18 protein-coding genes and 1 pseudogene are annotated in these 19006 nt (G+C 59.5%); 11 read left to right on the top strand and 8 right to left on the bottom strand.

Going from position 1 to position 19006, the window contains the following annotated elements; genetic code table 11:
- Positions 1-342: 342 nt before the first annotated feature.
- Positions 343-1287, bottom strand: coding sequence for an aldo/keto reductase (locus A6U87_RS13820; protein ID WP_065691831.1), 945 nt, complete (start codon positions 1285-1287; stop codon positions 343-345).
- A 389-nt stretch (positions 1288-1676) separates the two neighbouring features.
- On the opposite strand from A6U87_RS13820, the gene A6U87_RS13815 reads away from it, so the two are divergent.
- A complete protein-coding gene (locus A6U87_RS13815) occupies positions 1677-2285 on the top strand; it encodes an alpha/beta hydrolase (RefSeq protein ID WP_244499490.1) in 609 nt (202 codons plus the stop codon).
- A gap of 31 nt (positions 2286-2316) precedes the next feature.
- On the opposite strand, the gene A6U87_RS13810 is transcribed toward A6U87_RS13815, so the two are convergent.
- Positions 2317-3159: a MurR/RpiR family transcriptional regulator gene (locus A6U87_RS13810; RefSeq protein ID WP_244499489.1), complete on the bottom strand. Its 843-nt coding sequence runs from the start codon at positions 3157-3159 to the stop codon at positions 2317-2319.
- A 220-nt stretch (positions 3160-3379) separates the two neighbouring features.
- On the opposite strand from A6U87_RS13810, the gene A6U87_RS13805 reads away from it, so the two are divergent.
- Both A6U87_RS13805 and A6U87_RS13800 read left to right on the top strand, forming a co-directional pair.
- Positions 3380-4822 (top strand): MFS transporter, encoded by a 1443-nt coding sequence (locus tag A6U87_RS13805; protein ID WP_065691828.1) that lies wholly within the window; start codon positions 3380-3382, stop codon positions 4820-4822.
- Entirely contained in the window at positions 4819-5469 is a 651-nt protein-coding gene (locus tag A6U87_RS13800) for an aspartate/glutamate racemase family protein (RefSeq protein ID WP_065691827.1), read from the top strand. The genes A6U87_RS13805 and A6U87_RS13800 overlap by 4 nt, the downstream gene beginning before the upstream one ends.
- An 85-nt stretch (positions 5470-5554) precedes the next feature.
- Here A6U87_RS13800 and A6U87_RS13795 read toward each other — a convergent pair whose 3' ends face one another.
- Positions 5555-6463: a DUF1003 domain-containing protein gene (locus tag A6U87_RS13795; protein ID WP_065691826.1), complete on the bottom strand. Its 909-nt coding sequence runs from the start codon at positions 6461-6463 to the stop codon at positions 5555-5557.
- A gap of 223 nt (positions 6464-6686) precedes the next feature.
- Here A6U87_RS13795 and A6U87_RS13790 point away from each other — a divergent pair, with 223 nt between their 5' ends.
- Together A6U87_RS13790 and A6U87_RS13785 are read left to right on the top strand one after the other, a co-directional pair.
- A complete protein-coding gene (locus A6U87_RS13790) occupies positions 6687-7109 on the top strand; it encodes a GFA family protein (protein WP_065691825.1) in 423 nt (140 codons plus the stop codon).
- Positions 7110-7465: 356 nt separating this feature from the next.
- Positions 7466-8257, top strand: a complete 792-nt coding sequence (locus tag A6U87_RS13785; RefSeq protein WP_065691824.1) for an alpha/beta fold hydrolase — start codon at positions 7466-7468, stop codon at positions 8255-8257.
- Between the two features lie 144 nt (positions 8258-8401).
- Here the strand turns inward: A6U87_RS13785 and A6U87_RS13780 are convergent, their stop codons facing one another.
- Genes A6U87_RS13780 through A6U87_RS13770 form a run of 3 tightly spaced genes read right to left on the bottom strand, consistent with a single transcriptional unit; the run spans position 8402 to position 12013 of the window.
- Positions 8402-9559, bottom strand: coding sequence for a M20 aminoacylase family protein (locus A6U87_RS13780; protein ID WP_065691823.1), 1158 nt, complete (start codon positions 9557-9559; stop codon positions 8402-8404).
- Between the two features lie 4 nt (positions 9560-9563).
- Entirely contained in the window at positions 9564-10808 is a 1245-nt protein-coding gene (locus A6U87_RS13775; RefSeq protein WP_065691822.1) for a Zn-dependent hydrolase, read from the bottom strand.
- A complete protein-coding gene (locus tag A6U87_RS13770) occupies positions 10805-12013 on the bottom strand; it encodes a diaminopropionate ammonia-lyase (protein WP_065691821.1) in 1209 nt (402 codons plus the stop codon). The genes A6U87_RS13775 and A6U87_RS13770 overlap by 4 nt, the downstream gene beginning before the upstream one ends.
- Positions 12014-12117: 104 nt before the next feature.
- Here A6U87_RS13770 and A6U87_RS13765 point away from each other — a divergent pair, with 104 nt between their 5' ends.
- The 4 genes from A6U87_RS13765 to A6U87_RS13750 all read left to right on the top strand — a co-directional run bounded on the left by A6U87_RS13765 (position 12118) and on the right by A6U87_RS13750 (position 14751).
- Positions 12118-12597 carry an Lrp/AsnC family transcriptional regulator gene (locus A6U87_RS13765; protein ID WP_065691820.1) on the top strand — a complete coding sequence of 160 codons (480 nt, stop codon included), beginning with the start codon at positions 12118-12120 and terminating at the stop codon, positions 12595-12597.
- A 213-nt stretch (positions 12598-12810) separates the two neighbouring features.
- On the top strand, positions 12811-13245 hold the full coding sequence (locus A6U87_RS13760; protein ID WP_065692213.1) for a hypothetical protein: 435 nt from the start codon (positions 12811-12813) through the stop codon (positions 13243-13245).
- Between the two features lie 220 nt (positions 13246-13465).
- Positions 13466-14254, top strand: coding sequence for an alpha/beta fold hydrolase (locus A6U87_RS13755; RefSeq protein ID WP_244499488.1), 789 nt, complete (start codon positions 13466-13468; stop codon positions 14252-14254).
- 86 nt (positions 14255-14340) lie between these two features.
- A complete protein-coding gene (locus tag A6U87_RS13750) occupies positions 14341-14751 on the top strand; it encodes a glyoxalase superfamily protein (protein ID WP_275078404.1) in 411 nt (136 codons plus the stop codon).
- 46 nt (positions 14752-14797) lie between these two features.
- On the opposite strand, the pseudogene A6U87_RS13745 reads toward A6U87_RS13750, so the two are convergent.
- Both A6U87_RS13745 and A6U87_RS13740 read right to left on the bottom strand, forming a co-directional pair.
- Positions 14798-15721, bottom strand: a pseudogene (locus A6U87_RS13745) (IS30 family transposase); the annotation flags it as partial.
- An 82-nt stretch (positions 15722-15803) separates the two neighbouring features.
- Positions 15804-16511, bottom strand: coding sequence for a hypothetical protein (locus A6U87_RS13740; RefSeq protein WP_065691818.1), 708 nt, complete (start codon positions 16509-16511; stop codon positions 15804-15806).
- A 435-nt stretch (positions 16512-16946) separates the two neighbouring features.
- Between A6U87_RS13740 and A6U87_RS29915 the strand changes: the two genes are divergently transcribed.
- On the top strand, positions 16947-17258 hold the full coding sequence (locus tag A6U87_RS29915; RefSeq protein WP_065691817.1) for a hypothetical protein: 312 nt from the start codon (positions 16947-16949) through the stop codon (positions 17256-17258).
- 1 nt (position 17259) lies between these two features.
- A complete protein-coding gene (locus tag A6U87_RS13730; protein ID WP_065691816.1) occupies positions 17260-18855 on the top strand; it encodes a methyl-accepting chemotaxis protein in 1596 nt (531 codons plus the stop codon).
- Positions 18856-19006 lie beyond the last annotated feature (151 nt).

The following is a 19006-nucleotide window of genomic DNA, read 5'->3' as shown; positions in this document are numbered from 1 at the left end:
ATCCTCCCATGGCCTTGGCCATTGCGCATCTTAATAATTGGAACGTTCCAAATTTGCAATGGAGATTCTTGTATGGAAGCCTATGTGGATGGAACTAAAATAGGTAAATGCCTGACAATAAATGTTAAAATCTTCACGCAGAAAATTCTGGCCTAGCCACTTCCGTCCAATTTTATTTGGAACGGTTTAAATTTGTGATGCGCCGATCGGGTTCCTGCGGCCGCGTGCGACCGACGGCCTTCGGTGTTTAACTCGGCGCTTTCCAGATGTTTTGTCCGCAGGGAAGCATCGCGATATGCGATCGGTGCAAGGGCAAACCATTGGCAGGTAAGCGATCGGTGGTCAGTTCGCTGCTGACGAGGTGAATTGACCCCACACGCTCTCGGAGATGTGGTCGGCAAGGCCAGCGGCGGCCGCGGTGATGCGCTGCGTTCGCGTCGATCCGAAGATGGCCGAAACGACCAGGGGGTCTCTCAGCGGGAATTGTACCGCCGCGGTCGCAATGTCCACTCCCGCGTCGCTTGCGATCCGGCGAGCAAGCGCGGCATAGGACATGGTGTCTTCGGTCTCCGTGTCGTCTTGCGAGAGGATGCCGCCGTTGAAGAGGCTTCCGACGATGAGCGGCGTTCCCGATCGCCTGCACATTCCAAGCACGCGCGTCCCCGCCGTTCTGTCGAGCAACGTGTAGCGGCCGTTCAGGAGCAGGCAGTCGAGCTTGACGCGATGCATCACGTCGATGCATGCACCGACATCGCTGACGCCCAGCCCGAACGCGGCAATATCGCCGGCAGAGCGCAATTCCTCCAGAGCTCGCATGCCGCTGTCGAGAAACTTCGGGAAGTGCTGGCGGTAATTCGCAAAGCCCAGCGTGGCTGGTTCGAGGTCGTCCACGAACAACAGGTGGACCTTGGCGAGACCGAGCCGTGCCAGGCTGAACTCGTATGAGCGCATGATGCCGTCATAGCTGTAGTCGAATTCGACCTCGAACGGCATCACGCCCGAAGGAGCCGAGAGGGACGGGCGAAGCAGCTTTCCCACCTTGGTCGACAGGACATAGTCCTGCGATGAATGTCCTCGAAGAAAATCGCCAAGCAGACGTTCCGCAAAACCAGCGCCATAGGCCGGAGCTGTGTCGAAATAACGGATCCCGACCTCCCAGGCAGCGGACACCGCGGCGTCTGCTTCCGGTCGCGTTATTGGCCGATACATGCCGCCGATTGCCGCGCAGCCGTAGCCGAGTTCCGTGAGGTCCAGCGAGATGCTGCCCAGTCTGCGTCTGGCGATCAATGTTGTTTCCTCTTCCCGCGTCGAGGTCCTCGAGATAGCAGAATGATCTGCCGGTCCTCCAGAGCAATCAGGACTGAGATGAGTTTAAATTTCAATCCGTGCATCTGTGGGCATCAGTCAGGCTTGGCCGCATTCTTCGACTTAGCCCTCGCAACGCTTCGCTAACGCATTTTGACAGACACTTGCTGGACGCGGTCGACGATCGCGGTAGTCCGGGTTTAGGCAACAATATCCGCAGAGATGGCATGAACGGGAGTGGGGCAAGCTATGCATCTGCGCAGTCTATGGGTTCTGGGCGTCGCACTTTCCACCTTTGTGGCCCTTTCCTGGCCTGTAATGGCCGAGGATGGGCGGCCGCTGGGCGCTGCCGAAGCGTGGAGATCGGCGGTGTGAGGAATATCCTGATACGGGTCGATCGGCCGAAGGGAAGCCTCGTTGTCCTGACCGGAGGAGACGGTGTTCTCGCCGTTGATAGCAGGGGCAAGTTCACCGGGAATGCCAGCAGCGTCCTCATTCGCAATCGCGATGCATTCGCAGCCAGCGGCTTTGACGTGCTGCTGGTGGAAAAGGGAACCAGTCTTGCCGACGCTGTGCGCCATATGGAAGCGTTGAAACGCCCCGTAACGATCGTCGCGACGAGCGCGGGAACGCCGCGCGCCGCCGAAGGACTTCGCGCTGGCGCCCGCCCGGATCGCCTGATTCTGACGTCTGGTTTTCTCAGCAGGAAATCTGGCCCCGGCTCGAGCGTTGCCAATATCCTGGGGTCACCGGCGGCGCTGCCGTCAACGCTGGTGATCCATCACCGTCAGGATGGCTGCCGGTTCACCAGCCCCGCAGGGGTCGCGCCCTTCATCGCCTGGTCGAAGGGCCGCGCGAAAGTCGAGTGGTTGAGTGGCGGGACGGAGAATGACAAGCCCTGCCGCTTTGATGCGCACCACGGTTTTGCAGGGCAGGACGCGGAATTGGTGGCGCGCATTGTCGGCTTCGCCAGCCCCTGACGATAGCTGGTTCCGGTGCTTGGAGGAGAGGTTAGAGTTCTTCCAGCAGATCGCCGACGGCTTCGATACCACGCAGGCGCTTTCGACCGGCCGTGCTGCTCTTTTCAATGGCTCTTGTCACGAGCAGGTGGCATAGCGCCATGACGGCGACGTGATTGAAGAGCGGGCCCGGTGCCAGGGTCTGGCATCGGAGGTGCCATGTCGCGGTCGAGCGAGGCGAGACGCCTTCGTCGGTAATGTAGAGAAGCTTGGCGCCGCTCTTTTCGATCATTGCCAGAATGGCATCCATCTTGGCGATGCGGCGGCGCAAGCCGAACACGATGAAGACGTCGTCCGGTGTGACGCTGATCAGGTGCTCGCCCAGGGTTTCCCCGCCGCCGGGTAGCGACACGATGTTTTCGATCACCTGGGTCATCTGCCAACGCAGGTAGTCCGCGAAGGCGTGGCTGCTACGAAAGCCAAGAACCCACGTCTTGCGGGCAGTCAAAATGGCATCCACGGCGGAATTGATTTGCCCATCCGTGATGGCCAGGAATGTGCCCTCTATATTTTCCATGCTCTGGGCGACGTGGGCCTGCAGCGACTGGATGCCTGCACTGTCGGCTGCCTTGGACAGAAAAAGTCGGGAGCCGGTCTGCGTCTCGGCGCGGGCGTGGCGGCGCGCTTCCTCGTAGTTCTCATATCCAAGCCGCTTGACGAAACGCGAAACGGTCGCATTCGAAACCTGGGCCAGTGTTGCCAACTCGGACGCGGAATAGGCGGCAAGCTCTCCCGGAAAGTCGCACACGAACTCTCCGAGCCGCCGCTCGGCCGGATGAAGTGAGTCGAGAGCCTCGCGTGCGCGAGCCAGAAATGAAGGAGTATCTGCGTTCACGACATGCCTCATGAAAATGCATTTTCACAAAAATAGGACAAAACGATCCGATCTCGCAAGCGCCTTCAGCGCCTGAATATCAGCCGAATGGCGCTTATTTGTGCATTGCGATAATTGCTGAATTTTTAGCAGAAAATCGTTGGACGAAGGAAAGATTTTATGTTTTCTTTTAACTCAGTATGAAAATGAATTTTCACGACAACAATAAGGTGGAACTCAAATGGCAGCGGAAACCATAGTGCAGGCGGGCAATTCGTCGCCTGCCGTCAAAGAACTGGAAGGTGCTCTCAGCCGTATCGGCTTGACCACGGCTCACAAGCAAATCATCGCGCTTATTCTCGTCGGATGCCTGTTTGACAGCTTCGAGCAGAACACCATTGGCGTCATCGGGCCTATGCTGAAAAGCCAATGGTCCCTGACGGGAACCGATATCGGCTTCCTCAACACCATCACCTTTGCCAGTGCGGCGTTGGGGCGGCTGATGTCCGGGATCATCGGTGATCGCTACGGTCGGCGTGTGATGCTTGCAATCAACCTTCTGCTTTTCACCATAGGCTCGGCTGCCTGCGCAATCGCACCCAGCTTCACCTTCCTTTGCTTTGCCCGCGCAATCGTCGGCTTTGGTGTTGGCGGTGAAATATCGACGGCGGTCACGATGCTTGCGGAGTTCTGCTCCCCGAAGTTCCGCGGGATGGCGGCCGGCATGGTCAATGTCGCAGCCGGCGGCTTCGGAAATTTCCTCGCTCCGGCATTCGGCTTGCTGGTCTTCACCATCTTTCCGGGCAATGACGGCTGGCGCTGGCTATTTGCATCCCTCGCGCTTCCGGCGCTGCTCGTCGTCTTCTATCGGCGACTTGTTCCGGAAACGCCGCGTTTCCTCGTCTCGCAGAACCGGATCAAGGAAGCCAACGGCGTCTTGTCGCGCCTTGCGAGTGGTTCACTCGCCAACCGCGATGTTGCCGTGACCGCCTACCTCACGGAGACAGGGACGACCTCTCCTGCTCCGAAAAGCGCCTGGCGCGACCTCTTCAAGATGCCCTATCTCGGCCGCACGATCTCGGTCGCGATCGCCATCCTCATGAGCTATGGTGCGCAGCTCTCGGTCCTCACGCTGATGCCAAGCATCTTCGTGTCCATGGGCTATACCTATTCCGGCAGTCTTCTCTATTCGATGATCATCCAGAGCGGCAGCGTTCTCGGTGCGATTGCTGCGTCCTGCTTCGGATACTATTTCCCCCGCAAGAAGGTACTGACCTTGGGTGCGATCCTGGCCTGCCTTGCCGCGCTTTCCATCGTCTATCTGGGCGTCAACATCTACCTCGTGCTTCTCTTCGGCGCGGTGTTCCAGTTCTTCGTCCTGCTCCTCAACACCTCGATCTGGGTTTACGCACCGGAGCTTTATCCGACCCGCATCCGTGGCTTCGGTGTCGCCTTCATCCTGGCGACGGGATCGGCTGCGGGCTCGATCTTCCCGACGATCGCTGGTTCCTTGTTCGATAGCCATGGTCTGGTCGGCGTCTTCGTCCTTGCCGCGGTCATGTATGCTATCTTCGCCTTCTGCATCCAGCTTGGTCCAGAAACTTACGGCAAATCCATGGAGGACGTCACCAAGCCCGCCGAAGGGGACAATGCGCCTCTCGACGTGGCTCCGGCTAACGCATGATGAAACATATTCTGCTTATCAATCCGAACAGTTCGCAGGCGACAACGAGCATGATGCTTGCCATCGCCGAGACTGCAGCGGAGGGACGCGTCGCCGTGGTGGGAGCCACGGCGACGCGCAGCCCTTCGATGATCGTCATGCCGGCAGAGCTCGAGGCCTCTGCGGCCGAAGTGGTCGAGATCGGCCAAGCCCACGCCCCCGATTGCGTGGGCATAATTGTCAGTGCCTTCGGCGATCCGGGAGCGGTGGAACTGCGCCGGCGCGTGTCGGTTCCGGTCGTTGGAATCTGCGAGGCGTCGATGCTTGAGGCTGCTGCGGGCGGCCGGCGGTTCGGGGTCGCAACAACGACGCCCGACCTGCTCGATGCCATCGATCAGCACGCCTATCGGTTGGGCCTGGATGCGCAGTATTGTGGTATACGCTGTACCGCCGACGACCCGCGAACGCTTGTCGGTGATCCCCGTGCGCTCCATGACAACCTCGCAATAGAGGTGCAGAAATCCTTTGAGGAGGATCGAGCCCAGGCCGTCATCATTGGAGGCGGGCCGTTGGGACATGCCGCGGAAGTCTTGAAGGCGACGTTCGAGCATCCCGTATTGTCGCCGATCGCATGTGCCGTCCGGTATCTGCAAAATCGGGCAGCCTGATTGGCATGTTTCGACAACGCGCTTGCGAGTGGTCGTGGATGACCTGCGTGGTGTCCAGCTAGGCCGCTCGCCCCCGGGCGATGCCCTATTCGTCGCTGTCGTGCGTCTTGGGTGTTGTGCTGAACAGGTTCTTCAGAGCATTGGTCTTGGTCTTCTGCGCCTTGCTCATCTTCAGCGCCCGGTTGGCCGCCTTGGCCTGTTCCAGCATCATTTCGATCTGGATCTGCTGGATTTCGGTCAGTCGCTCCCACTGCCGGTTCAACAGGTGATCGACCTTTTCGTGCAGGTGGCGGATTTCCAGCTCGGCCTTGAGATTGACCTTGTAGTCGTTGAGCGCGCGCAACCGATCCTTCGATTCCTGGCGGCGCTGGCTCATCATGATGATGGGCGCCTGCAGCGCCGCAATCGTCGACAGGATCAGGTTGAGTAGGATGAAGGGATAGACGTCGAAGGCGCTTTTTTCGCCAAGCGCCAGATTGATCCCCATCCAGACGGCAAGGAACAGGCAGAAGGATATGATGAAGGTCCAGCTTCCGCCGAAGGTTGCGACCACATCGGCGACACGGTCGCCGAGCGAGCGGTGTTCCTCGTAGTCCTCCTCGATGTTCTCGGCGAGCGTGTCATGGCTCTTCAGGCTCTCGACGACTTCGTCTTCGAGGTTGGAAAGCTCGCCGCGTTCGTCGCGCAGGAGCTCGGCAATGTATTGGCCGCGATAGTCATCGACCACCTTGCGGCTGATGTAGTCGTCCGAGCGAAGACCGGGATGTTTCTGTCGCACGAAATCCGCGAGCGCGGGGCGCATATCGTCAAAATGGATGGCGTCTTTCTTCTTCAGCACCGCTCCCGTGATCGCGTCCACCAGCTTGACCGACTTTGCCTTCGCCTGGGCAAGGCTCTTGCTGTAGTCGTCCATCTCGACGGTTGCTGCCTCGCCGTGCCCGGCGTCGAAGTCAACGATTTCTCCCGCGAAATCCAGGGGCTTCTCTTCTGCCATCTGCCGATCCTCGTTGCCGATTTTTCGCCCGTCTAGCCGTCAATTCGAACAGGATTGTGACATTCATCTCCCCGCAAAATTAGGGGAGTATTGCTTCCGTTGCCGAGGCTCCGAAAGACCCTCGGCAGCGTGTCTTGTCGAACGAGGAAGGTCGAGCGATCGAAGATTGCCGCCAGCGTCCGGCTTGGTTAGTTATTGCGGAAAACAGTACGGTGGATTGATAATGAGCGACGAGAGACAACAACATGATGCAGCTTGCCACTGTGGTTCCGTAAGGTTCCGAGTTCGGCTGACCGATGAATTCAACACGATACGCCGTTGTTCATGCTCTTACTGCCGGATGCGGGGTGCAATCGCCGTCTCTGCTCAGCTCTCCGACATCGAATTTATCCAAGGTGAAGACAAGCTGACGCTTTATCAGTTTCACACTGGCACCGCTAAGCATTATTTCTGCGGCACCTGCGGCATCTATACTCACCATCAGCGCCGCTCGAAACCGAGCCAGTTCGGTGTCAATGTCGCCTGCATCGCGGGCGTCAGCCCGTTTGATTTTCACGAAGTCCAAGTGATGGATGGAATTTCCCATCCCTCGGATTCCGCAGCCGGCCCACGGGTGGCGGGAGTGCTGCGCTTCGAGCCGATCTAATGCTCGGCTTGGCCCGGGACACGGACAGATCACGTCCATGGGGCGATATCGGGCCGTGTTCCGGATCCAGCGCCCGTATGGGTCGCGGTACACGTTAGTGGATTCTAAATCGAGGATGGCTAATATGGCCGCATGCGCGGTTTGCTTTTCGTTGTCGGTCTGTTGGCTGGCCTCTCTGTGATCGATCAGATTGCATGCAGGGGGCAATATAGTCATGCCGCCTGGTTGGAAACGCGCGAGCAGGCTAACGACTTCAGGCATCGGGTGGCGTATTGGGTTGACGGCATCATGCCGCTCTAGGCGCCCCGGCGGCGGCGGCGGTAGATGTCAAACCCAGCCGCCGATTGGAACCCCGAATGACACAGGTGCTTGAGGTCGAGCATTGGATCCAATGCTTACAGGGCCGGCTCTACTCCAAGCAATGGACACCGACCGACCTCGCGTCCGAGCAGACCATCTTGTTGTTTCACGACTCTCTGGGATGTGTCGCTCTTTGGAGAGACTTTCCGAAGCAACTGGCCATCGCGACTGGCCGGAGGGTTTTGGCCTACGACCGATTGGGCTTTGGTCGCTCCGCAGCGCGAACCGACTCTCTCAAAGAGGGTTTCGTGCGCGAAGAAGCGGTGAGTTTCATTCCGATCCTGCTGAAGGAACTGTCGATCGGCGACTTCGTCGCCTGCGGTCATAGCGTTGGCGGCGGAATGGCTGTGGAGACCGGCTATGCTTTTCCTGAGACGTGCAAGGCGGTGGTTACCATAGCCGCTCAAGCCTTCGTCGAAGATCGGACGATCGAGGGAATCAAGAAAGCGCAAGCCGAGTTTTCCTCCACGGAAAGCTTCCGCCGTCTCGCGAAATACCATGGTGAAAAGACAGGCTGGGTTCTGCAAGCCTGGATCGATACGTGGCTCGCTCCCGATTTCGCCGGCTGGAGCCTCGACGCCGCGTTGGATGCTCTCAAATGTCCTGTGCTCGCGATCCATGGCGAACTTGACCAATACGGCTCAGCCGCCCACCCCGAGCGGATCGCAGGTCGTCATGGGATCTCCAAGATCCTCAGAGGGGTTGGGCACAACCCGCACCGGGAATCTGCAGAACTGCTTGTCAGCATCATTCGCGAGTGGGTTGCGCCCGGACTCAGCGAGCGTTAGCGGCGTAGACGCAATCCCGTTGCTCCCGACGAGTGCCTGCCCAAAGTAAGCTAACACGTCGTCCGATATGGGTTTACTGCTTGAGGCGTTAGGTATCAGCGCGATACCCGAGCGGGCCAAAACGTCTCCTGCCGATGCCTGCGACTAGCTGTGCGTAAGACGTCGACGCGCAATGCCGGCGTGGAAGCGCATGCCATGGACGAGGCCTTCATCGTTGAAGTCGTAGCTCGGATTGTGAAGCGGCGGCGAGTCCTTGCCGTTGCCGAGGAAGACGAAACATCCCGGAACCCGACTGAGAAACCGGGCGAAATCCTCGGATCCCGTCATGGGCTTGTCGGTGACCCGAACGTTTGCGTCTCCGAGAAGTTCTGCCGCAACGGTCATGGCCTCGTCGGCGAGGACGGGGTCGTTGAGCAAGGGCACAAACTCCCGTGTGTAGGTGACGTCTGCTTCGACATTGTAGGCGAGCGCAGTGCCTTCTGCGATCACACGCATCTGCTTTTCGATGCGCTCGCTGATATCGCTCTTAAAGCTGCGGGCGTCACCCAGGATCCTTGCAGTGCCGGGCAGCGCGTTTCTGGTACCATCGGTGATAAGCTCTGTCACCGAGACGACGCCGATATCGGCAGGATCTATGCGTCGTGCGACAATCGTCTGGAGGTTCGTGACCAGGGCGCACGCCGCGACCAGAACCTCGTTGCCCCAATGCGGACGGGCCGAATGGCCGCCGACGCCTGTAAGGGTGATCTCGAAATTGTCCTCTGCGGACATGAAGGCGCCTGCCTTGGTTTCGAAATGTCCAATTGGGAGGCCCGGCATATTGTGGATGCCGTAGACTTCATCGAAGGGAAACCGTTCGAAGAGGCCATCAGACATCATGGCGAGCGCCCCCCTGCCCCATTCCTCCGCTGGCTGGAATACAAACCGGATGGTGCCATCAAAACCACCTTCCTCGGCCAGCAGCTTTGCCGCGCCCAGGAGCATGGCGGTATGACCATCGTGGCCACAGGCATGCATGACGCCGGCGTTCTGGGACTTGTATTGCGAGACGCCTTGTTCTGTGATCCGCAGCGCGTCCATGTCGGCACGAAGCGCAATGGCGCGGTTTCCCGTGCCGCGCTTGAGCGTGCCCACGACCCCTGTGCCGCCAACGCCTTCAGCGACCTCGTCCAGACCGAATTCCCTGAGCTTGGCCGCAACGAACGCTGACGTCGCCTGTTCCCCGAAGCCGAACTCCGGATTGGCATGCAGGCGCCGGCGCCACTCGGTCATTTCTGCGTGAAGCGTCTGGATGTCAGTCATCGGTTCAATCCTCGGAGGTCGTCAGTTCGCGAACCACGTCCAACAGGATGTTGGCACCCGCGACCAGATCTATATCGGGCGTATGTTCTTTCGGGTTATGGCTGATGCCGCCGATGCTCGGGACGAAGATCATCGCGGATGGTGCGATGCGTGCGATCATCTGGGCGTCGTGCCCCGCGCCGGATGTCATTCTTCTCGATCTCAATCCGCGCATGCCTGCCGCCTTCTCGATCCTGTCGACGATGCCGCTGTCGAACGTCACCGGCTGAAATCGCGTCAAACGCTCCGTCGAGATGGTGACGCGTTCGTCGATCGCGAGCTTCAGGATATAATCTGCCAGAGCTTTCTCCTCTGTCAGCAGACGTTCCTCATCCGGATCGCGAAGGTCGATGGTCAACGTTGCCTTGGAAGGAATGACGTTGATCGCGTTCGGTTCGAATTCGATGCAGCCGACCGTAGCAACGGTCGGGGTATTCGAGGCGTGAGCCCGCTCGCGCAGGAAGGTAATGATGCGTGCTGCCGCAAGCCCGGCATCTCGACGCATCGAGATCGGGGTCGTGCCGGCATGGTTGGCGTCTCCTTCGATCGTCACCTTCTGCCAGGAAATTCCCTGGAGGTTCTCGACCGCACCGACCGATGCGCCCTCGCGCTCCAGCACCGGGCCCTGTTCGATATGCAGTTCCAGATAGGCGTGAGGCTGCAGGAAGCCCGGTTCGTGCGTCCCGGCATAACCAATACGGGCGAGTTCGGCGCCGAGGGTCGACCCGTCGGTGCCAACGGTTGCCAGCGCCTCCTCGATGCCCAATCCTCCCGAATAGACGAGAGAGCCCATCATGTCAGGCGCGTAGCGCACGCCCTCCTCGTTGGTGAACGCGCCGACCGCGATCGGACGTTTGGGAGTTACACCGCTTTCCATAAGGGTCTCGATGACCTCAAGTCCGGCAAGAACACCGTAGCATCCGTCGAAGATACCGGCGTTGATAACTGTGTCGATATGCGAACCCACCATCAGAGGTTTGACCGAGCTGTCGGCACCCGGCGGTGTCCAGATGCCAAAGATATTGCCGATGCGATCGACCGCGATCTCCAACCCGGCATCTTGCATCCAGCCGACCAACCGGTCTCGGCCGAGCTTGTCTGCACTCGTCGCGGCAAGCCGGACGAGACGCCCGGTGTCGTCCCGGCCGGTGGAGCCCAGTTCGCTAAGGCGTGCCAGCAGACGCTCTGTGTTCACCGATGATCCGGTCATGCCATCACTTTCGCATTTTGTTTCAGTACGTCGTCAGGGGCTTGCCCGACGATTTCTTCGTATTTGGCCGGATCCGTCGCACCCTCGGTGTTGATGACGAGAACCCGTGAACGCGGCCCGAGCTCCAGCGCAGCCTTGCTCACTGGATCGCTGATTGCCCTGATCAGTCCCGCCAGGCCCACGCCGCCGCTTTCACCCGCCACGACCGCCGGATCCCCCGCGGCTGGATAGGCCAGCCGCTTCATCACTGCGATCGCATCGTCTTCGTCCACCGTCATGAAGGCGTCGGCTACCCGCGAAAGAACGCGCCAAGCCACGAGCGAGGGCTCGTAGCACTCTAGCATTGCCATGACTGTCGGTTCGCCATGCGGGATGACGACAGGATGCCCGGCCTTGGCGGTTTCGACAATGCAGGCGGCGCGACTGGGATCCACGACGGTGAACACCGGCCGCTGGTCGCCGAGGGCGATTGCGAGGTGACCTGCGGCCGCCGCGGCGATACCGCCGACGCCCGATTGAACGAAAACATGCGTCGGAGGTTCGGACATCTCCCGAAGCGCCTCCTGCACGAGGGCGGTGTACCCTTGCATGACAAGGCCCGGGATTCGTTCATAGCCCGACCACGACGTATCCGACACGATCGTCCAGCCACGTTCGGTGGCGACTCTTGCCGCTTCCTTCACGGACTCGTCGTAGGTTCCCTCAACGCGGATCATGTCGGCGCCGAACCGGGCAATCGCAGCGATCCGCTCGGTGCTGACGCCGGAATGAACGAAGATTGCAGCCTTGGCACCCACGAGCTGGGCGCCCTGGGCGACGGAGCGCCCGTGGTTTCCGTCCGTGGCGCAGGCGACGGTCATGGTCTTTGCAACTGCGGCGACCTCAGGGGTGTGAAGTTCGGAGACATCAACCGACCGCGACAGCCGTTTGCTGGCCTCTTCGAGGACAAGCCGGATCACGGCATAGGAACCGCCGAGCGCCTTGAAGCTGCCAAGGCCGAGCCTGAATCCCTCGTCCTTCATGTGAATGCTGGAGACACCAAGTTCGCGAGCAAGCGCGGACAAGGCGACAAGTGGCGTCTCCGCGTTGTTTTCCCGGAAGGAGAGGAAGCGCTGAACCGTTGCAACAGCGTCCATACCCAGCGTTTCGGCATCACGCGGATCGAGGGGAGCCTTGTATGCCGCATTCGAATTCTTGAGAAACATGGTGGACCTCGCTCTGTTCGAGGGGAAATATATTGCAGTCGGCATGCAAAGTGCGCTGTATTTCGAGGCTCAATTTGCAAGTTTGTTTCATCGAGGTTCGAGAAATGGCTGAAACAGCGCGCCGGTGGGCATTGGACGATTTCGACCGGCAGATCCTCGCCATCCTGCAAAAGGACAATCTGACGCCACAACGGAAGATCGGGGAAGCGGTGAACCTGTCTGCCCCGGCTGTTCAGCGTCGGATAAAGAGAATGACAGAGACCGGCGTGATCCAGGCGAACGTCGCGATCGTGGATCCGGCCGCGCTCGGTCACCCGATCACCATCTTCGTCGAGGTCGAGGTCATAAGCGAAACGGCGGAGCAGATCGAAAACGCAAAGCGCGAGTTCGCGGCCATCCCCGAAATCCAGCTCTGCTACTATGTGACGGGAGAGGCAGACTTTGTACTGGTCGTCACCGTACCCTCGATGACGGCGTACGAAGCGCTGACCAGAAGGCTCTTTTTCGGAAATAACAACGTCAAAAAGTTCCGGACGTTTGTCGCGATGGACCGCATCAAGGCTGGCCTTGAGGTTCCCGTTTGATGCAACCTACCAGACTGGCAGCGGGCATGGTCGCCCGGTCCAAGCGAGTGGGCGCTGTCGGCGCAAAGCGCAAATCCAATGCAAGTGTCCAATGCTGGCCGTTTGTCAGCGTTGTTGCTGATCGTGATTGGACTTCTGCCTGCGGCGCGGTCACCATTCTCGCAGGGACCGTGAGGCATGGGCAGCAACCAACGTCTGAACGGAGTCCAAAAGATGAAACATCACACCCTCGATGAATTGCGGACCGTCGCAGAAGTCCAACCCTGCAGCGCTCGACCGATGTCCCGAGAGGATCGGCTTGACCGCTGGGCGGAACTCCTGGAACGGAACCCTCATTGGCGTCTGTCGACGTTGTTCGAGACCGAATATCAAGCGCCGGACGTTCTCGCCGCCATGCGGAACGATCACTCGCCGCTGTCGGTTGCTTTCGGCGATCCTGTCCTTCGCGCTGCCGGCCTGAGCGACGACACCTTTGGCGAAGCGAAGCGGTTCTTCGAGCTGGAAGACGCTCAGCTTCACGACGTCATCTGCTATTGCCATTTCGGAGCAACCGTTCCTGCCGCGTCTGCGGCGCGCCAAATCCGCGCGATGCTGGCGCCACCGCGCATCGGCCTCTTTGCAATGCTGCGGCAAGCGGTGTTCGGCTAACGGCCGCATGATGGTCGGCATCATCACGTGAGGGATACACACGCGCCTGATGCCGGCCGCCAAATCTCCTCTTGGGCCTCGCTGTTGCCGCACCGGGTAACCTGGGGGCGTTCTTCGTGCGTCTGGAAGCCGTACTGTGGCACAGAGTGTCATCACCCTACGCTGCCCATGGCACGAAAGGCCGACCGTCGATGTCGTCTTTCGGCGCTCATAGCGGACATTGACAGCCACCGTTGCTGATCACCGATTGCTGTCCAATTTAATGGCGGCGAATACCTCAGAAGCAGCGTACATCGATGATCAAGGCGAATATGTCGTGTCCATACTTCTCGTACCCGGCTTCATGCTCGATGCTGATCTCTGGCGTGATGTTGAGCCTGGCTTGGCCGACTTCCAGCCGATCGTAAGCGTGGACCTTTCGAAGGACAGCTCGATACAGGACATGGCTCGGCGCGCACTTCTTGGTGCACCGGAAGCTTTCATACTCGTGGGGTTCTCGATGGGGGGTTACGTGGCTCGGGAAATTGTCCGCCAAGCTCCCCATCGGGTGAAGGCTCTTGTTTTGGTCGCCACATCTGCCAGAGGAGACACTGACCTGCAACGGCAGCGAAAGGCTGCGATCACAGGGCAGCCGAACGGCCTCATTTTCAAGGGCCTGAGCACCGCCGCGGTAGCGTCCTCCCTGTATCCAGATAATGCCAGCCGACTCGATCTGATCGATCGTATCAAATCGATGGCGCAGCGGCTGGGTGGCGAGGTCTTCCGTCGACAATCTCTGCTCGACCGGGAAGACGAGCGAGCGTCGTTATCGGCAATCAGATGCCCCTGTCTCATTGTCGCCGGCGAGGATGACAAGCTCAGAAGTCGAGCGGAAGCAGAGGAACTCCATCGCGGCATCGTCGGATCGAGCTTACAAATCATCGAAAAGACCGGGCATATGATTCCGTTGGAAGCTGCGGACGCTCTTGCCACCATCGTCCGTCGATGGCTCAAGGCAATTGAAGCGTGATGGCCGCTTGTGGTGCGTTGCGGACGAGGCGCTCTCGTTTGGCTCGGCCCCTTTGCAGACACATGAATCGGCCTGTAGACTAACCAGTGCATATCGACGCAGCGGAGACTTGCATGAGCGAAATTGCCCTGACGTCCATCGTCCCGATCCTCTTTGTGCGTGATGTGCCGGTAAGCGCCCAATTCTTCAACAAGAAACTCGGATTTGACGTCGATTTCCTCCATGGTACGCCGCCGTTTTACGGCGCTGTGTCGCGCGGCGCGGCCTGCCTGCATCTTCGCTGTGTCAGCAAACCGAATTTTGCCAATCTGGCAGCACACGAGGTCTCGCTTATTCTCGCTACAATTGAGGTTTCGGACGTGCACGGGTTGTTTGAGGAGTTGCGGGGCCGCGGCGCGGAGTTTGCGCAGGAACCAACCCGCCAGCCCTGGGGTGGAACGGACTTCCATGTCCGTGACCCGGACGGGAACGTGATCTCGTTCGTCGCCTACGAGTGATGGAACCATAGCAGCAGTAGGGAAACGTCCGCTTCTGACAGTGGGTTCAATTGATCGCCGCAACACACTCTGCAAATCTTTCCGCGGGCGTCTGATAAAGCAAGGTCTTCCTTGGACGTTCGTTGAGCTGCCTGGCGATTGCATTAAGCTGGGCTTGGCTGTGTACGGACAGGTCAGTGCCGCGCGGTAGATATTGGCGCAGCAATCGATTGGTGTTCTCATTTGAGCCGCGCTGCCAGGGTGATCTGGGATCGCAGAAATAAACTTCGACGTCAGCGACTATGGCCAATCGTTGATGGTCAGCCAACTCCTTGCCCCGATCCCAAGTCAGTGATTTGTAGAGCTCGCCCGGCAGTTTCTGCGACTGCTTTATCAGCGCCGAGACCACGCTTTCGGTGTCCTTACTTGCGACCTTGATCAGCATGACGTAGCGGGAGTGTCGCTCGACCAACGTTGCGATGTAACTGTTCTTCGACCCGCCGATAAGATCGCCCTCCCAGTGACCCGGAACTGCACGGTCTTCAGCGGACGCGGGTCTCTCGCTTATGGAAATCGCGTCCTTGATCTGGCCTAAGCGACTTCGTTTCATGCTGGCGTGCCGGGAACGAAGGATTGTTCGGTTTGCCCTGAGGTGTTCACGCAACTCTTTCTTCAGCACCCCGCGAGCTTGGATATACAGGCTGCGATAGATCGTTTCGTGCGACACCTGTTTGAGTGGCTCCCCTGGGTAAGTACGTTTGAGCCAGGCAGCAATCTGCTCTGGCGACCATTTCCGGTTTAGCTTGGCAGACACTGTGCGGGCCAAGGACGGATAGCAAGCCAGCTTGCATGTCTTGGGACGCAAGGAGCGGTCCCAGGCAGCTTGGTCTGAGCGTGCGGCCCGATATCGGTCAGCTCCGCCGTTGCGACGAACTTCACGGCTGATCGTAGATGGAGATCGGCCCAATGTGTAGGCAATCGATCGTAGGGATCGTTGGCGATCTTGAAAGTCGTTTCTATGATTTGTGGCCAGCGCTCCACATCTCCATCCAGATAGGACACCAGATGGAATGTCATGCTGAGATCCGAGGTGCGGAAGATGCGGTCGCCCACGCGGTACCAGGCCCCCAATAGCCGGTCGAGGGGTCTTGCCAGGCATTCAGAAACTGGCGCACGTCGGCGCGAATTTGGGTGATCCCGCCGCTATCGCGGTCGCGCAGCAGCCCCTCCACCTGGTCTTCCAGATATGGTTGCCACTTTGCCTTGAACCCAAACTGCGTAGCCCCGTCGCTCAGAGCCGTCAGTTCGGCGCGATGGTCTACGCCGTCGCGTGCAACATCCGAGACTAGGTATGCGGAGATCAAGGCCACTGCATCCTTGCCTGAACGAAGGTCCGGAAACAGGTCGATCGAATAGTTTGGTGGGGTTTTGCGATGCGCGAGTTCCTGGAGGCCAAGGGTGGTCGCTTCCAGTTTCAAAACTGTCGAGTCATAACAGGCGCCCCAGCTGCCGTCCGACGGCGACTGTTGCATTGCATAGGTCTGATCATCCTTGCCCAGGCTCGTCTCAAGATCACGGAGGCGCTGCTCGATCTTTGTGAAATCGGCGGAGTAGATGGCGCGCCACTTCGTCTCCAGAAGGATCTGCGTGCTGCATTCGCGGCTCAGTCCCGCATTCTGGTCTTCCGCAAGGCGTCTGCCCAGCTCCTGGATGCGCGCCAGCGCTTGTTCGCGGCGTTCTAGCACATCAGGATCGAACTTCAGCCACTCCTGGGCAAGCATGGCTTTAGCGTCCGCGCCTGAGATGGGGGTACTCGTCTCGCTTAACCGGCGCACGTCATCAGCTATATCCGCCTTGGCGGATGTTATGCCGGCGGCGAGGCTTGACAGCACCAATAGACATGAACCTCTCATGGGAGAATCCTTTCTGCCGGCGCACCGTCAGCTCTCGGCGTGAGCCGACCGCTACTAGCAGCCTATGCGCGGCTGATGGCAAAGGCTACCCTGCAAAGATGTTCGATTTTGGCGGACAGTCGTGCGTCTATCTCGGGCGACTAGCTCGTTGCAGGCGGTTCGCAAGTGTCATCAAGGCATCGCACAGCGGCTTAATGCGTCGTCAACCATATTTCGCTAATTTGAGGGAACGGCGCGGGCCAGGTGCGTGGCATTAACCGCGAGTGCGAAGCGAGCGCCGACGCGAACACATGACTACTTGAAATGACGCATGCCGAAAAATCCTGCTGGCGACAGATCGCCCTCTACGCCCTTCTCTTTGCCGGTCTATTCTTCGGTGCGCTTTCGCTGCCGCGCGGGCCATTCGTCTTGGTGGTGACGGATCCGCGTCTGCCCCCCTCTCATATGATGGATGTTGTCGGCCAGGCGGGAGGAGCTTTTGTCCTCGCTGGTGCTCGACCCTGGCTCGCTGTTGCCTATTCGGACACCGCCGGCTTTCCCGCGCGCTTGCGTCGCGCCGGCGCCATTCTCGTTCTCAATCACATTCTGGCAGTCGGCTGCCGGGCAGGAGCCTAAGATGGATGCTTTGGAAAAACTGCGCGCGCGCGCCTCGTTCGGAATTGTTGGTTTGCTCTGGATCAACCTTGCCGCGCTGACTGTCAGAAATCTGGTCCGGCCGGAAGGCTTCGACCTTCCTTCGGTGGTGGCTGCCGCAATTATAACGATCGCCGCCAGCTTCACCTGGTGGCGCGACCGCTCCGGGCCAGCAACCCGAATTATCACCTCCCTGGCCATGGCCACCAGCGTCGGCTTTCTCGTCTATGGCTTCGAAGGCTCGTCGCTGCAGATCGACCTGCATATGTATTTCTTCGCGGCGTTGGCGATTTGCGCGGCGTGGGTCGATTGGCGCGCGATCGTCGCCTTTGCCGGGCTCGTGGCGCTGCATCACCTCGTTCTCTATGTCGCCGTTCCCCTCGCTGTATTTCCCGGGGAGTCGCATTTCAACAGAGTGGTTCTCCATGCCATCGTTCTCGTGCTGCAGGCGGGCGCGCTGATCGCTCTCACGTCGGCCATGGTCTCCGCCTTCGCGATAGCGGAGCGGTCCGTTGCGCAGGCCCAGGCGGCGGGCCGCAAGGCGACAGAAATGGCGGAAATGGCTCGGCACGCTGACCACAAGGCGGCAGTTGCGCGCGAAGCTCAGGAAGAGTTGCGCGCCAAGGCGCATGATTCTGTCACCTTCGCGGTTGCCTGCCTGCGCTCGGCGCTCTCCAAGCTGTCCAAGGGCGATGTGACCGTGCGTATCGCGGAGGAGCTCGAGGGTGATTTGAACGACTTGCGTCATGCCTTCAACGAATCCGTCGAACAGCTCGACGCTGTTTTGAGACAGGTGGGTGAGGTTGCAAATTCCGTGCGCAACGGTTCGGCGCAGATCAACCATGCCAACTCGGATCTCTCGCAGCGGACGGAAAATCAGGCGGCCTCGCTATCCGAAACCGCGACATCTCTTTCCCATGCGGTGGAAACGGTCCGCCAGACTTGCGCACTTGCGGAAACTGTCGGTTCAATGGTGCGCAAGGCGAAAGACGGTGCCGAAGATTCAAGCGCGATCGTTGCCCACGCCGTTGACGCAATGCTCAAGATCGAAGGCTCTTCGCAGGAGATCACCCAGATTATCGGCGTGATCGACGACATTGCGTTCCAGACGAACCTTCTCGCGCTGAATGCAGGCGTGGAAGCCGCGCGCGCAGGAGAGGCTGGCAAGGGGTTTGCCGTGGTTGCCCAGGAAGTCCGGGAGTTGGCCCAGCGATCTGCTTCCGCTGCCAGCGAGATCAAGACGCTGATCAGCTCATCGGCCGATCACGTCAAGCACGGCGTCGCCTTGGTCGACAAGACGGGCCAGGCGCTTCACGGAATTGCTGGAGATGTGGCGGCCATCAGCGGCCACATCGCGGAGATCGTTGAGCGTTCGCGCCAGCAGTCCACCGAACTCAACGGCATCGGCAATGCGATTTCCGACATCGACCGAAACACCCAGAAAAATGCGACAATGGTCGAAGAATCGGCGGCCGCGATTGGCTTCGTCGCCGGTGAGGCGAATGTTCTCGAGCAGCTCATCCGACGCTTCAAGGTCGGCGCAACCACATCTCACAACCGCATCCGCGCCGCGGCATAGCCGTGGCGGAGGCGCGCATTTGGGTCGCGTCCAGGCAAGTGTCCCCACTATCCATGGTGACACGACGCTGTCCGCTGGCGCAGCTGACGTCGATGTCTGACTCTTTCCGATTATGGTGGGGATGAGCGGCACATTCCGATCGCCCGACGGA

Origin of the sequence: Rhizobium sp. AC44/96, from assembly GCF_001692185.1 — a bacterium.
Classification (GTDB): Bacteria; Pseudomonadota; Alphaproteobacteria; order Rhizobiales; family Rhizobiaceae; genus Rhizobium.
This window is presented reverse-complemented; position numbering and strand designations above follow the sequence as displayed.

Bases quoted from the DNA above. Each gene is read 5' to 3' on its own strand.
- A6U87_RS13790 (WP_065691825.1), top strand. From the start codon at position 6,687: ATGAGCGACGAGAGACAACAACATGATGCAGCTTGCCACTGTGGTTCC.
- A6U87_RS13775 (WP_065691822.1), bottom strand. From the start codon at position 10,808: ATGACCGGATCATCGGTGAACACAGAGCGTCTGCTGGCACGCCTTAGC.
- A6U87_RS29915 (WP_065691817.1), top strand. From the start codon at position 16,947: ATGACGCATGCCGAAAAATCCTGCTGGCGACAGATCGCCCTCTACGCC.
- A6U87_RS13800 (WP_065691827.1), top strand. From the start codon at position 4,819: ATGATGAAACATATTCTGCTTATCAATCCGAACAGTTCGCAGGCGACA.
- A6U87_RS13730 (WP_065691816.1), top strand. From the start codon at position 17,260: ATGGATGCTTTGGAAAAACTGCGCGCGCGCGCCTCGTTCGGAATTGTT.
- A6U87_RS13780 (WP_065691823.1), bottom strand. From the start codon at position 9,559: ATGACTGACATCCAGACGCTTCACGCAGAAATGACCGAGTGGCGCCGG.
- A6U87_RS13795 (WP_065691826.1), bottom strand. From the start codon at position 6,463: ATGGCAGAAGAGAAGCCCCTGGATTTCGCGGGAGAAATCGTTGACTTC.
- A6U87_RS13765 (WP_065691820.1), top strand. From the start codon at position 12,118: ATGGCTGAAACAGCGCGCCGGTGGGCATTGGACGATTTCGACCGGCAG.
- A6U87_RS13785 (WP_065691824.1), top strand. From the start codon at position 7,466: ATGACACAGGTGCTTGAGGTCGAGCATTGGATCCAATGCTTACAGGGC.
- A6U87_RS13740 (WP_065691818.1), bottom strand. From the start codon at position 16,511: ATGCTTGCCCAGGAGTGGCTGAAGTTCGATCCTGATGTGCTAGAACGC.
- A6U87_RS13760 (WP_065692213.1), top strand. From the start codon at position 12,811: ATGAAACATCACACCCTCGATGAATTGCGGACCGTCGCAGAAGTCCAA.
- A6U87_RS13770 (WP_065691821.1), bottom strand. From the start codon at position 12,013: ATGTTTCTCAAGAATTCGAATGCGGCATACAAGGCTCCCCTCGATCCG.
- A6U87_RS13805 (WP_065691828.1), top strand. From the start codon at position 3,380: ATGGCAGCGGAAACCATAGTGCAGGCGGGCAATTCGTCGCCTGCCGTC.